Below are 11,868 nucleotides of genomic sequence, written 5' to 3'. Positions count from 1 at the left end.
ATGGATCTGCACAGCGCGCTCGCGTGGCCGTTTTTTGAACCGCGCCATCGCGAACTGGCCAAGGGTATCGAAGCATGGTGCAGAAACAATCTCTCGCACGTCGAGCACGATGACGTCGATGCGACCTGCCGCCATCTGGTCCGCGAACTCGGTGCCGCAGGCTGGCTGAAATACGGTGTTGGCGGCGTGGCCTACGGAGGACATGGCGACACCATCGACACACGCGCCGTGTGCCTGTTGCGCGAAACGCTCGCCAAACATTCCGGTCTCGCGGATTTCGCGCTGGCAATGCAAGGGCTTGGCTCCGGGGCGATCTCGCTCGGCGGCACACATGAGCAAAAGACGCGTTACTTGCCGCGCGTCGCGAACGGATCGGCTCTCGCCGCCTTCGCCTTGTCGGAACCGGAGGCAGGATCGGACGTCGCCGCAATGGCTCTCTCGGCGCGAGAAGACGGTGACTTCTACGTACTCGACGGCGACAAGACGTGGATCTCCAACGGCGGCATCGCGGATTTCTACGTAGTGTTCGCCAGAACCGGCGAAGCGCCCGGCGCACGCGGCATTACCGCATTTATCGTCGACGCCGACACGCCGGGCCTGGAAATCGCCGAACGCATCAACGTAATCGCGCCGCATCCGCTCGCGCGTTTGCACTTTGCCGGCGCACGCGTGCCGCGCGGCCAGATGCTCGGCGCACCCGGCGAAGGTTTCAAGCTCGCGATGCGTACGCTGGATATCTTCCGCACGTCAGTGGCAGCCGCGTCGTTGGGGTTCGCGCGTCATGCCATGGCTGAAGGTCTTTCGCGTGCGGCGTCGCGCAAGATGTTCGGCCAGACGCTCGGCGATTTTCAACTGACGCAGGCCAAGCTCGCGCAGATGGCATTGACGATCGACAGCAGCGCGTTGCTGGTGTATCGCGCGGCATGGCTGCGCGATCAGGGCGAAAACGTCACGCGTGAAGCCGCGATGGCCAAGTGGCACGCCAGCGAAGGCGCGCAACAGGTAATCGACGCCGCCGTGCAACTTTATGGCGGAATGGGCGTGCAAAGCGGCACCGCTGTCGAGATGCTGTACCGCGAAATTCGTGCTTTACGGATCTATGAAGGCGCGACCGAAGTGCAGCAGTTGATTGTCGGCCGCGATCTCCTGAAAGCGCATGCTGCGGAATCCGGCAAGGACGCAGCGAAATGAACCCGACCTTTGAAAGACCGGTCCGCATCCGCTTTTCGCACTGCGATCCGGCCGGCATCGTGTTCTTTCCGCAGTATCTGGTGATGACCAACGCGCTAGTTGAAGACTGGTTCAACGAAGGCCTGCGGATCGACTACGCACGGATGATCGCGCAACGCCGTGTCGGCCTGCCAATCGTCAAACTCGATTGCGAGTTTTCCCGGCCGAGCCAGATGGGTGAAACGATCACGCTGTCGCTCAAACTCATCAAGGTGGGTCGCCGTTCGATCAGCATCGGGATCGTCGGCCAGCATGGCGACGAAATCCGCTTCAGTGCGAAACAGGTGCTGGTGACCACGTCGCTCGAAAGCGGCGCCTCCATCGACATTCCCGCCGACATCGCGAGCGCGCTCGCGAAGTTCGCTCCACAGCCCGAACCCATCGAGGCCCATCGCTCATGAAAAAAGCTCTCCTTCCCGCCGGTTGGATCAAGCCGCGCGGCTACGCGAACGGCGTTGCCGCGACCGGCACGCAAGTGTTCATCGCCGGCCAGATCGGTTGGGACGAACAGGCGCGCTTTCAGACCGCCGACTTCGCCCAACAGGCAATTCAGGCGCTCAGGAACGTGGTCGCCGTATTGCATGAAGCGGGCGGTAAACCCGAGCATCTGGTCCGGCTGACGTGGTACGTCACGGATAAACGCGAGTACCTTGCCTCGCTGAAAGATATCGGCCGCGCCTTTCGCGAGCTGATCGGCGACTACGACATCGCGATGAGCGCGGTACAGGTCGTTGCATTGATCGAAGACGAAGCCAAGGTCGAGATCGAAGCAACGGCCGTGATTCCCCAGTAAGCAAAGTACACGAACACGCCACCCACCAAGCCAACCGAAGCGCCCTCAGCCGGCTCAACGCCCGGGAGACCATGATGGAACCGTCAGCACATGTCGATACCTTCGCGCGCGACAATCTTCCGCCGCACGATCAATGGCCTGTCTTTCTGCTCGACAACCCGGACGTTAGCTACCCGGCGCGTTTCAATTGCGCGACGGAACTGCTCGACAGAACGATCGAAGCGGGGCATCGCGACCGTCCGGCAATCTGGTCCGACGTAGACGGCAAGCCGCAGGCGACCACGTACGGCGAGCTGCTTGCCATGGTTAATCGCAGCGCGCATGTGCTGGTCGATGAAATGGGTTTGCAGCCGGGCAACCGCGTGCTGCTGCGCGGGCCGAACACCTTGCAGATGGCGGTGGCGGCGCTCGCCGCGCTCAAGGCCGGCCTCGTCGTGGTGCCCACCATGCCGCTGCTGCGGGCGAAAGAACTCAAGCAGATCATCGAGAAAGCGCAAGTCGGCGCCGCCCTATGCGACGCACGCCTGACCGATGAACTCGCGCGCTGCAACGATCCCCAGGACGAGTTCTACTGCGCGGGTCTCAAACAGACACGCCTGTTTCATGACGATTCCGCCGCTTCGCTCGACACCCTCGCGCGCAACAAACCGGACCACTTCACCGCGTGCGACACCGCCGCTGACGACGTCTGCCTGATCGCCTTCACCAGCGGCACCACAGGTGCACCGAAAGGCTGCATGCACTTTCACCGCGACGTGCTGGCCATGTGCGATCTGTTTCCGCGGCACATTCTGAAGCCTTCATCGAGCGATGTATTTTGCGGCACACCGCCGCTCGCCTTCACATTCGGACTGGGCGGACTACTGTGCTTTCCGCTGCGAGTCGGTGCATCGACGGTACTGATCGAGCGGCTCACGCCCGAAACCTTGCTGCAAACCGTCGAACGCTTTCATGCCACGATCATGTTCACCGCGCCGACCTTCTATCGGCAAATGGCGCCGCTCGTCGCGCATCACGACGTGTCGAGCTTGAAGAAGACGGTGTCGGCAGGTGAGGCCTTGCCGGATTCGACGCGCCGTTTATGGCACGACGCCACGGGCATCGACATGATCGACGGGCTCGGCGGTACGGAGTTGATCCATATTTTCATCTCCGCGCAAGGCGACGAAATTCGCCCGCATGCGATCGGCCGCGCGGTGCCGGGCTACGTGGTGCAAGCCGTGGACGACGACATGCAGCCCGTCCCCGCCGGCACCATCGGCAAACTCGCGGTGCGCGGGCCGACCGGCTGCCGCTACCTGGCCGACGACCGCCAGATGAAGTTCGTACGCGACGGCTGGAACCTCCCCGGCGACTCTGTCTATCTGGACGAAGACGGTTACGTGTTTTATCAGGCTCGCGCCGACGACATGATCGTCTCCGCCGGCTACAACATCTCCGGTCCGGAAGTGGAAAGCGTGCTGCTGCAACATGATGCGGTAGCCGAATGCGGCGTGATCGGCGCGCCTGACGAAACGCGTGGGCAAATCGTCAAAGCCTTCGTGGTGCTGAACCCGGGTTACACGCCCGGTGACGAACTGGTCGCGCAACTGCAGGATTTCGTGAAGAATAGCGTGGCGCCGTATAAATACCCGCGCACCATCGTATTCTTGACGTCGCTGCCGCGCACCGAAACCGGCAAGCTCAAGCGCTTTGAATTGCGTACGCTGAAGTAGCCCCTCTTTCCGCGGCAACTATTTGTATGGGATCGGAGACACACCACATGGCTGACTCTTTCATCGAAGTCGTCGCCCAGGATGGCGGCCGTTTCAATGCCTACATTGCGCGTCCGGCGCAAGGCTCGGGTCCGGGGCTCGTGCTGCTGCAAGAAATTTTCGGCATCAACGAGACCATGAGGTCGACGGCCGACCGCTTCGCCGAAGAGGGCTACGTGGTGCTGGTGCCGGATCTGTTCTGGCGGATCAAGCCGGGCATTTCGCTAGGCTATGGCGAGGCCGATATGAAGCAGGCGCTCGATTATCTCGGGCGCTTCGATGTCGATCTGGCCATCGACGATATCGCGGCAACAGTCGCGACCCTGCGTGCATTGCCCGAGCAGGCCGGCAAGGTAGGCGCAGTCGGTTATTGTCTGGGCGGCAAGCTCGCGTTCCTGAGCGCGGCACGCACTGACGTGGACTGCGCGGTCAGTTACTACGGCGTCGGCCTCGAAGCGAATCTGGATGAAGTACCGGCCGTACGCTGCCCGATGGTGTTCCACTTCCCCGAAAACGACGCGCATTGCCCGCCCGAAACGCGCGAGCGAATCAGCGCGGCGCTGCGCACGCGTCCACAGATCGAGCAATACGTGTACCCAGGCTGCGATCATGCGTTCGCCGCACCGTCACGCCCGCAGTACGACAAACCAGCCGCGATGATGGCCTATTCGCGCACCCTCGCACTGCTGCGCAAAGTGCTGGGTCCCGTCTACGATCTGAACGCGCTGTGGGAGGCGCACTGCTACTACGAGTTCGCCACGCGCGACGTGGATGCGGTCATGCCCACCATGGTCGCGCAACCCTACGTCAATCACGTCCCCACCATGACGGGCGGCGTAGGTCACGACAAACTCAAGCGTTTTTACACACATCACTTCGTCAATTCGAATCCTGCCGATACGAAGCTGATTCCAATCTCGCGCACGATCGGTGCCGATCGCATTGTCGACGAATTCATTTTTAGCTGCACGCATAGCTGCGAAATCGACTGGCTGCTGCCCGGCGTCGCGCCAACCGGCAAGTATTTCGAAGTGCCGATGCTGGCCGTGGTGTGCTTTCGCGGCGACAAACTGTACAACGAGCACATCTACTGGGATCAGGCTTCCGTGCTCGTGCAGGTCGGTTTGCTGAATCCAGAGGGCCTGCCGGTGGCCGGCATAGAAAGCGCGCGCAAGCTGCTCGACGAGACGTTGCCGTCGAATCAGTTAATGGGCACGAAGTCGCGAGTGTGACGTTTGACCGGGTTTGTGCCAGGTTTCGCCGGGCTTGTCCCGGCGTGAGCCGCAGGTAGCAACTAGAGCCCTGCCTCGGCACAACACCCCTATGATGTGACTCTTCACTGGCCAACCTCCCTCGACCCATGCTGATCGTCCATCATCTGAACAACTCCCGCTCGCAACGCGTGTTGTGGCTGCTCGAAGAACTCGGCGTTCCGTACGAGATCAAGCGCTACGAGCGTGACCCGAAAACGATGCTCGCACCGCCCGAATTGCGCGCGATCCATCCGCTCGGCAAGTCGCCCGTGATTGTGGACGACGGGCAGACCATCGCCGAATCGGGCGCGATCATCGAGTATCTGGTCGACAAGTACGGTCAAGGCCGCTTCGCTCCCGCCGCCGGCACGCCCGAGCGTCTGCGCTACACCTACTGGATGCACTATGCGGAAGGCTCGGCCATGCCGCCGCTACTGCTCAAGCTGGTCGCCCTGCGTATCGCCGGCGCGCCGATGCCCTTCTTTGCCAAACCGATCGCCCGCAAGATCGCCGCGACGCTGCAGTCGAGTTTCATCGATCCGCAGTTGAAGCTGCACCTTGGCTACATCAACAAGGAATTGAGCGCGACCGGCTGGTTCGTCGGCACCGATTTCACGGCGGCCGACGTTCAGATGAGCTTTCCGCTCGAAGCCGCCAGCGCGCGCGGCGGCATGGAAGGACAGATTCCCGCTGTCGTCGATTTCCTGAAGCGTATTCACGCCCGGCCGGCCTATCAACGGGCGCTGGAGCACGGCGGCAAGTACGAACTGCTGGGCGGCGACTGACACCCGGTTCCGCCCAGGAATTCGTAGTTGTGACCGAAAACTCGCGAGTGCTAGACTGAATTTCCCCATTGCCATCGACGGGTTGCCGCCCGGGTTCCCAATTTCGTGCCGAGCGGCGGAACGTCCGGCATTCGCCTCAAACCCGATCGCACCCGTTCGATCAAGGCAAAGGAGTCCCCGCATGACCCATTCCATCCACGGCAACAAGCGCTGGCTGGCACTGATCGTTCTGTGCCTCGGCGTGCTCATGATCGTGCTCGATACGACGATCGTGAACGTTGCGTTGCCGTCGATCGCAGCCGACCTCGGTTTTAGCGAGACCTCGCTGGTGTGGGTGGTCAATGCGTACATGCTCACGTTCGGCGGCTGCCTGCTGCTGGGTGGACGGCTCGGCGATCTGTACGGCCACCGCAAGCTTTTTCTCGGCGGCATCACGCTGTTCACGCTGGCCTCGCTCGCCTGCGGCATGGCGAACTCGCAAATCCTGCTGGTGTGCGCGCGTGCCGTGCAGGGCCTGGGCGGTGCGGTCGTCTCCGCTGTGTCGCTGTCGCTGATCATGAATCTGTTCACCGAGACCGGCGAACGGGCCAAAGCGATGGGCGTGTATGGTTTTGTCTGCGCGGGGGGCGGCAGCATCGGCGTCCTGCTCGGCGGCCTGCTGACCAACCTGCTGAGCTGGCACTGGATCTTCCTCGTCAACTTGCCGATCGGCATCGCCGTCTACGCGCTCTGTGTGGCGCTGCTGCCGTCCGCGCGCGGTCATGCTCATGGCGAACGGCTCGACGTGGCCGGTGCGGTGACGGTCACGGCTTCGCTGATGCTCGCCGTGTACGCGGTGGTGAACGGCAATGAAGCCGGCTGGACCTCGGCGCAAACGCTGGGTCTGCTGTTCGCCGCACTCGTGCTGCTGGCCGTGTTTCTCGTGATCGAAGCGCGCGTGCAGCATCCGTTGATGCCGCTTGGCTTGTTCCGCTTGCGCAATGTCGCGACCGCCAATGTGGTCGGCGTACTCTGGGCGGCGGCAATGTTCGCGTGGTTTTTCATCTCCGCGTTGTATCTGCAGCGCGTGCTCGGTTACCGGCCTTTGCAGGTCGGGCTCGCGTTTTTGCCGGCCAATCTGATCATGGCGTTCTTTTCGTTGGGTCTGTCGGCGCGCGTGGTGATGCGTTTCGGTCTGCGTGTGCCCCTTGCCGCTGGATTGCTCGTTGCAGCGGTCGGGCTCGCGCTGTTTGCACGGGCACCGGTCAACGGCAGCTTCGTGCTCGACGTGCTGCCCGGCATGATCCTGCTTGGCTTCGGGGCCGGCATCGCGTTCAATCCCATGCTGCTGGCCGCCATGAGCGACGTCGACCCGAGCGATTCGGGCCTCGCGTCCGGTATCGTCAATACGTCGTTCATGATGGGCGGCGCGCTCGGTCTCGCGGTGCTCGCAAGTCTCGCGGCCGCGCGCAGCGACGCGATGCAGGCTTCCGAAAGCGCCACAGCCGCGCTCAATGGCGGCTACCACGTGGCGTTTCTGTTCGGCGCGATCTTCGCGGCGGTTGCGGGTGTGCTGGGCGGGTTGTTGTTGCGTCCCGGGCAAGCTGGCGGTGCTCCTGCGCATGAGCATGAGCATGAGCAAGGACATGGCCCATCGGCATCCGAAAAGCCTCGCGCCGCCGGCAATGAGGCGGCGACAGAAAACTACTGACCGGACCAGCGCGGGGCAAACACGAAGCAGGGCATCGGAAGGAGCTCAGCTCATGACCACCCGCACCAACCGCAAAACCGCAAGCGCGATCAAATGCGCCGGATCTTGCCTGGCTATGCTGGCTTCATGCAAACATGAGAGCCGAAATGAATCCCGTCGGAAAAGCGCTCTGGTTTATCGAAAGTCACTTTGCCCGCGCGCTGACGCTGGACGAAATCGCCAATGGCGGGTGCGTATCGCGCTTTCATCTGGCGCGTGCGTTTGAAGCAGCCACCGGGTTTTCGGTGATGCGCTACGTTCGCGCGCGCCGCTTGAGCGAAGCGGCACGACACCTGGCCGACGGTGCCCCCGATATCCTGGCGGTTGCTGTCGATGCCGGTTACGGTTCTCACGAAGCATTCACGCGAGCGTTTCGCGAGCAATTCGGGCTCACGCCCGAAGCGTTACGCACGCGTGGTCATCTCGACAACCTTGCTATCGTGGAGCCGATCAGAATGGACAAACCCTTTCTCACCCATCTCGAAGCGCCGCGTTTCGAAGACGGCAAACCGTTTCTCGTCGCGGGACTCAGCGAGCGCTATACGAGCGAAACCACCGCCGCGATTCCTTCGCAGTGGCAGCGCTTTGGCGACTACTTCGGCAGCGTGCCGGGCCAGGTCGGCAACGTGGCGTATGGCGTCTGCTACAACGCCGACGACGCCGGCAATATCGATTATCTATGCGGCGTCGAAGTCAGCGACTTCTCAGCCTTGCTTGCCGAACTGAGCCGCTTGCGCATTGCCCCGCAACGCTACGCGGTGTTCCGCCACCGCGAGCACGTCTCGACCGTGCGGCACACGTGGAATGCGATCTGGAATCAATGGCTGCCGGAATCGGGACATGTTCCCGCCGACGCACCGAACTTCGAACGCTATGACGAAAAATTCGATCCGGTCACTGGTATGGGTGGGCTCGAGATCTGGTTGCCGTTGAAGGCCTAGTTCGGAACCACTACGCCGCGCATACCGCCACGAACGCATTGACGAGCGGCGCCGGCGCTTCGCTGAGCGCCGCTCGTTCGGGTTAAAAAAGCGTCGCGACAAAGGCGCGGCGTCCGGGTGCCTTTTCCGGCGACTGACACATTTTGTGCATTGCACCCAACACACGAGCAAAAAGTATCATCGGCTTCCGCCTTTTGCAGTGGCTGACCATTGCCCGCGACCACTACAGTTCTCGTCACCGTACGCTCGCACTGCTCCCAATCGCAGTGCCCGTATGGCGTTGCCAAAGAACATTCCAAAAGCGGAGACGAGAGTGAAATCTGTTCAATTATTGACAGCTTGCGCGTTACTGGGCGCGAGCCTTCCCATGCTCGCGACGGCACAGACCTGCAACGTTCCCGTGCTCAAGGTCCTCGCCCAGAAAAGCCTCGGCCTGACAGTCATGGAGAAGTCGCTGCCCGACTATGAAAAGCGCAGCGGCACCAAGATTGAAATCAACTACTTCGGCGAAAACGACCGTCGTTCGAAATCACGACTCGACGCGTCAACGGGCGCGGGTTCTTATCAAATCTACTATGTCGACGAGGCGAATGTCGCCGAATTCGCGTCCGCGGGCTGGGTCGTACCGCTGCTGAAGTACTACCCGAAAGACGCGGACTACGACGATTTCCTGCCCGGCCGGCGTGCTGTCGCGAGCTATAAGGGCGTCGCGTATTTTGCCCCGCTGATCGGCGGCGGCGATTTCCTGTTCTACCGTCGCGACCTTCTCGAGAAGGCGCATCTACCGGTGCCGAAAACGCTCGACGAACTCGTCGCGGACATCAAAAAGCTCAACGCGCCGCCCAATATGTACGGTTGGGTTGCACGCGGACAACGCGGGTCGGGCATGAATGTGTGGCGCTGGGCGCCGTTCATGCTCGCCGAGGGCGGAACCTGGACCGATAAGAACCAGGCACCGGACTTCAATTCGCCGGCCGCGGTGAAGGCCACGCTGCTCTATCGCGATCTCTTCAAATACGCGCCTCCGGGTGCGGCGACGTACGACTGGAGCAATGCGCTCGAAGCGTTCCGTTCCGGCAAGGTCGCGTTCATGATCGAATCGACGCCATTCGCCGACTGGATGGAAGACCCGACCAAGTCCAGCGTGGCGGACAAGGTGGGATACGTGAGGCCGCCGGCACCGCTGCCGTCGGCGGCTTATGGCCACGGGCTCGCAATTTCTTCTGTCGGCGCCAAGGATGAATGCACGCGTCAGGCGGCGGGCAAGTTCATTGCCTGGGCGACGGGCAAGGATCAGGAGCAGGCCCGCCTGCGCGACAACGTTTTTAGCGACTACAACCGCACGAGCACGATCAGAAGCGATTACTTCCAGAAGCACGTCAAGCCGCAGATTCTCGCCGGCCTGAACGATACCAATCCGGTGACGAAGGTCACGATCTGGTCAAGCCCGCAGTGGCCCGACATCGGCGACAACCTCGGTATCGCGCTGGAGGAAGTGTTCACGGGTACCCAGCCCGATGTTCAGGCCACGCTGAACGACGCCGTTCAGTACGCTCAGGATGCGATGGAGCACGGCACGAAGAAGTAATGTGAACGCCCCTCGCCGCATGCGTTATGCAGCAAGGGGCACCGCAGATCAGATCGTGGTCTCACGCGAACGCTGGGTTCGCGGGCTCTATGCTGTCGGAGACATCAATGTTCAATCGGGGCAAAACCAGCCTTCCGTTCGTATTTCTTGGGCCACCTCTTGCCGTAATGGCGATCCTCGGTCTGGTTCCTACCGTCGCGGCAATCAACCTCGCGTTGAAGAATCGCGTACTGCGCTACCCGGACAGCGAGTACGTCTGGCTGCGCAATTTCATCCGTCTGTTCTCGGACAGGCGCTTCCTCAATTCCATCGAAGTATCGGCCATCTGGGAAATTGTCACCGTGGTCGGCGCGGTCGCGGTGGGCGTTCTGATAGCGATCTATCTGTTCGAGCAGATCCACGGCCGGATGCGCAGCATCGTTTCGCTGTTGCTGATCGTGCCTGTACTTCTACCGCGCGTGTCGGCGGCCTTCATCTGGAAGTTCATGTATTCGCCGCTCACGGGCATTCTTAGCTGGTTTCTGGGTCTGCTGGGCGTCGAAAACACGGCTTTTCTCTCCGACCCTCACCTTGCGCTATACGCGGTGGCACTCGTCGACATCTGGCAGTGGGGGCTGTTCTTCGCAGTCGTTGTACTGAAGCTGCTCGAAACGCTGCCGCCCGAACCGCTCGAGGCCGCCCGGCTGGACTATGCGCGCACGTGGCAAGTCTACGCGTATATCGCGCTGCCGATGCTGAAGGTGCCGATCATGAGCCTGGTGTTCATCAAGATGGTCGAGTCGCTGCGATCGTTCGATCTCGTCTACGTGATGACCAAAGGCGGCCCAGGAATCACGACTGAAACCCTCGACATGTACGCTTATTCGCAAGGTATCGGCTTATCCGGAAAGGTCTCCTATGCGTCGAGCATGGCCGTGCTGATGATGGTTGCGACCACGCTGATTTTCACTTTCATCTGGAAGCGGGTGAACAAATGGGAAGACTGATTTCGCGAAGTGCCGCATGGTCGTTCGGCGTGGCGCTCGCGGTGGTTGCCGTGTTTCCGATATTCTGGGCATTCCTCAATTCACTGAAGAATCTGCTCGACATCGTCACGCCGACGCCGCGCTTCATTTTCACGCCGACGCTCGAAAACTACCGGCAGGTCGTGTCGAGCCCCGAGGTTCTGATTGGCCTCGGCAACAGCCTTTCCATTGTGGGCTGCGCTGTCGTGCTCGGCGCGCTGCTCGGCGTGCCCGCCGCCTATGTCATCGCGCGTTATCACGTCCCGGGAAAGCGCGACATCCAGTTCTTTCTCCTGTCGCTGCGATTTCTGCCGCCGGTTGCAGTCGCCATACCGTTGATCGCTATCTGGGTCGACCTCGGGATGTACGACACGAAGTTGTCGATGGTGGTGACGTATCTGCTCGTCACGCTGTCAACCATTACATGGCTGTCGATTCCGGTATTTCAGCGTCTGCCGCGCGAAGTCGAAGAGGCCGCGACGTTGGATGGGTACGGCCCCTACGAAGTTTTCTGGCGGATTGCGTTGCCGGTCAGTGCAACCACGCTGATGGGAGGCATCGTGTTTAGCTTCGTACTGGTCTGGAATGAACTGATGATCGCGCTCGCGCTGACGTCGTCGCGAAGCGCGACGTTGCCGGTCGTTGCTTCCGCGTTCACGTCGCTCGGGCAGGAGGTGCCGTGGGGCGTGATCAACGCCTCCACCGTTCTGCTCGCCCTCCCCCCGCTCATTTTCGTCGGCGTCCTGAGCCGGCTGTTGAACTCAATGCTCAAAGGCAAGTAAGGAGAAAGT

The 11,868-nt window shown here is 61.5% G+C and carries 11 protein-coding genes; all 11 read left to right on the top strand.

Features of this window, described 5'->3' with window-relative positions:
• The 11 genes from AC57B6_RS36690 to AC57B6_RS36640 all read left to right on the top strand — a co-directional run bounded on the left by AC57B6_RS36690 (window position 1) and on the right by AC57B6_RS36640 (window position 11,859).
• Window positions 1-1,191, top strand: a complete 1,191-nt coding sequence (locus AC57B6_RS36690; RefSeq protein WP_496423309.1) for an acyl-CoA dehydrogenase family protein — start codon at window positions 1-3, stop codon at window positions 1,189-1,191.
• On the top strand, window positions 1,188-1,631 hold the full coding sequence (locus AC57B6_RS36685) for an acyl-CoA thioesterase (protein ID WP_028195358.1): 444 nt from the start codon (window positions 1,188-1,190) through the stop codon (window positions 1,629-1,631). The genes AC57B6_RS36690 and AC57B6_RS36685 overlap by 4 nt, the downstream gene beginning before the upstream one ends.
• Window positions 1,628-2,023, top strand: coding sequence for a RidA family protein (locus tag AC57B6_RS36680; RefSeq protein WP_028195359.1), 396 nt, complete (start codon window positions 1,628-1,630; stop codon window positions 2,021-2,023). The genes AC57B6_RS36685 and AC57B6_RS36680 overlap by 4 nt, the downstream gene beginning before the upstream one ends.
• A gap of 74 nt (window positions 2,024-2,097) precedes the next feature.
• Window positions 2,098-3,738, top strand: a complete 1,641-nt coding sequence (locus AC57B6_RS36675) for an AMP-binding protein (protein WP_496423308.1) — start codon at window positions 2,098-2,100, stop codon at window positions 3,736-3,738.
• Window positions 3,739-3,785: 47 nt separating this feature from the next.
• Window positions 3,786-5,009 carry a dienelactone hydrolase family protein gene (locus AC57B6_RS36670; protein ID WP_444514090.1) on the top strand — a complete coding sequence of 408 codons (1,224 nt, stop codon included), beginning with the start codon at window positions 3,786-3,788 and terminating at the stop codon, window positions 5,007-5,009.
• 128 nt (window positions 5,010-5,137) lie between these two features.
• Window positions 5,138-5,815 (top strand): glutathione S-transferase family protein, encoded by a 678-nt coding sequence (locus tag AC57B6_RS36665; protein ID WP_496423167.1) that lies wholly within the window; start codon window positions 5,138-5,140, stop codon window positions 5,813-5,815.
• 181 nt (window positions 5,816-5,996) lie between these two features.
• A complete protein-coding gene (locus AC57B6_RS36660) occupies window positions 5,997-7,505 on the top strand; it encodes an MFS transporter (protein ID WP_281663708.1) in 1,509 nt (502 codons plus the stop codon).
• A gap of 146 nt (window positions 7,506-7,651) precedes the next feature.
• Entirely contained in the window at window positions 7,652-8,485 is an 834-nt protein-coding gene (locus AC57B6_RS36655) for an AraC family transcriptional regulator (RefSeq protein WP_046572280.1), read from the top strand.
• Window positions 8,486-8,852: 367 nt separating this feature from the next.
• Window positions 8,853-10,073 carry an ABC transporter substrate-binding protein gene (locus AC57B6_RS36650; RefSeq protein WP_046572279.1) on the top strand — a complete coding sequence of 407 codons (1,221 nt, stop codon included), beginning with the start codon at window positions 8,853-8,855 and terminating at the stop codon, window positions 10,071-10,073.
• A 107-nt stretch (window positions 10,074-10,180) separates the two neighbouring features.
• Window positions 10,181-11,059, top strand: coding sequence for a carbohydrate ABC transporter permease (locus AC57B6_RS36645; protein WP_028195366.1), 879 nt, complete (start codon window positions 10,181-10,183; stop codon window positions 11,057-11,059).
• Entirely contained in the window at window positions 11,047-11,859 is an 813-nt protein-coding gene (locus AC57B6_RS36640; protein WP_496423166.1) for a carbohydrate ABC transporter permease, read from the top strand. The genes AC57B6_RS36645 and AC57B6_RS36640 overlap by 13 nt, the downstream gene beginning before the upstream one ends.
• Window positions 11,860-11,868: the final 9 nt, after the last annotated feature.

This window comes from Paraburkholderia sp. BGA-UO-ETr-F12 (assembly GCF_059567945.1).
Note: the sequence above shows the minus strand (reverse complement) of the source record. Positions and strands in the feature narration are given on the sequence as shown.